We start from the raw sequence: 2,088 nt of genomic DNA on the forward strand, positions 1-2,088 counted from the left end.
AAGACCTTTGAAAATTAAAGAAGACGAACCAAACGTGCAGGGTGATTTATAGAAATATAAATCGTCAATGACAAAAAACAATAAACGGATAAGCCAGAGTGCTTAGTCGGACAAACTAATTTTAATGAGAGTTTGATCCTGGCTCAGGACGAACGCTGGCGGCGTGCCTAATACATGCAAGTAGAACGCTGAAGGAGGGAGCTTGCTTCTTCCGGATGAGTTGCGAACGGGTGAGTAACGCGTAGGTAACCTGCCTCATAGCGGGGGATAACTATTGGAAACGATAGCTAATACCGCATAACAGTATTTACCGCATGGTAGATGCTTGAAAGGAGCAACTGCTTCACTATGAGATGGACCTGCGTTGTATTAGCTAGTTGGTGGGGTAAAGGCCCACCAAGGCGACGATACATAGCCGACCTGAGAGGGTGATCGGCCACACTGGGACTGAGACACGGCCCAGACTCCTACGGGAGGCAGCAGTAGGGAATCTTCGGCAATGGGGGCAACCCTGACCGAGCAACGCCGCGTGAGTGAAGAAGGTTTTCGGATCGTAAAGCTCTGTTGTAAGAGAAGAACTGTGAGAAGAGTGGAAAGTTTCTCACTTGACGGTATCTTACCAGAAAGGGACGGCTAACTACGTGCCAGCAGCCGCGGTAATACGTAGGTCCCGAGCGTTGTCCGGATTTATTGGGCGTAAAGCGAGCGCAGGCGGTTTGATAAGTCTGAAGTAAAAGGCTGTGGCTTAACCATAGTACGCTTTGGAAACTGTCAAACTTGAGTGCAGAAGGGGAGAGTGGAATTCCATGTGTAGCGGTGAAATGCGTAGATATATGGAGGAACACCGGTGGCGAAAGCGGCTCTCTGGTCTGTAACTGACGCTGAGGCTCGAAAGCGTGGGGAGCGAACAGGATTAGATACCCTGGTAGTCCACGCCGTAAACGATGAGTGCTAGGTGTTGGGTCCTTTCCGGGACTCAGTGCCGCAGCTAACGCATTAAGCACTCCGCCTGGGGAGTACGACCGCAAGGTTGAAACTCAAAGGAATTGACGGGGGCCCGCACAAGCGGTGGAGCATGTGGTTTAATTCGAAGCAACGCGAAGAACCTTACCAGGTCTTGACATCCCTCTGACCGCCCTAGAGATAGGGTTTCTCTTCGGAGCAGAGGTGACAGGTGGTGCATGGTTGTCGTCAGCTCGTGTCGTGAGATGTTGGGTTAAGTCCCGCAACGAGCGCAACCCCTATTGTTAGTTGCCATCATTTAGTTGGGCACTCTAGCGAGACTGCCGGTAATAAACCGGAGGAAGGTGGGGATGACGTCAAATCATCATGCCCCTTATGACCTGGGCTACACACGTGCTACAATGGCTGGTACAACGAGTCGCAAGTCGGTGACGGCAAGCTAATCTCTTAAAGCCAGTCTCAGTTCGGATTGTAGGCTGCAACTCGCCTACATGAAGTCGGAATCGCTAGTAATCGCGGATCAGCACGCCGCGGTGAATACGTTCCCGGGCCTTGTACACACCGCCCGTCACACCACGAGAGTTTGTAACACCCGAAGTCGGTGAGGTAACCTTTTAGGAGCCAGCCGCCTAAGGTGGGATAGATGATTGGGGTGAAGTCGTAACAAGGTAGCCGTATCGGAAGGTGCGGCTGGATCACCTCCTTTCTAAGGAAACGGAACCTGTACGTTAGTCTTCTTTAATTTTGAGAGGTTTTGTTAAAAACCTACCCAAGACACATAAGGTGTACGGGGCCTTAGCTCAGCTGGGAGAGCGCCTGCTTTGCACGCAGGAGGTCAGCGGTTCGATCCCGCTAGGCTCCATTAACAACGGAAGTTGTTAAACTTGTCCATTGAAAATTGAATATCTATCAAACATTCCTTTATGTATGAAAGTACATATAGAAATAGTAACAAGAAAATAAACCGAAAACGCTGTGAATATTTAATGAGTTTAATTAAGTTACGAAGACGTTAAAGAAAACGTATGATTTTAGGAAATCATCGCAGTAGTCTTAGGACTACAAGAGGATTTATCTAAATCACTAGTTTTCTAGTCTGAGTACAATTTCTAATTTTTGAAAAAA

1 tRNA gene and 1 rRNA gene are annotated in these 2,088 nt (G+C 48.6%); both read left to right on the forward strand.

The features are described 5' to 3' along the window. Window positions 1-120: 120 nt before the first annotated feature. Window positions 121-1,669, forward strand: a 16S ribosomal RNA gene (locus ACHBID_RS11065). Between the two features lie 83 nt (window positions 1,670-1,752). Then, a tRNA-Ala gene (locus ACHBID_RS11070) sits at window positions 1,753-1,825 on the forward strand. The last annotated feature ends 263 nt before the right edge of the window (window positions 1,826-2,088 follow it).

The sequence above is a fragment of the Streptococcus sp. A25 genome (genome assembly GCF_043674095.1).
GTDB classification, from domain to species: domain Bacteria; phylum Bacillota; class Bacilli; order Lactobacillales; family Streptococcaceae; genus Streptococcus; species Streptococcus suis_V.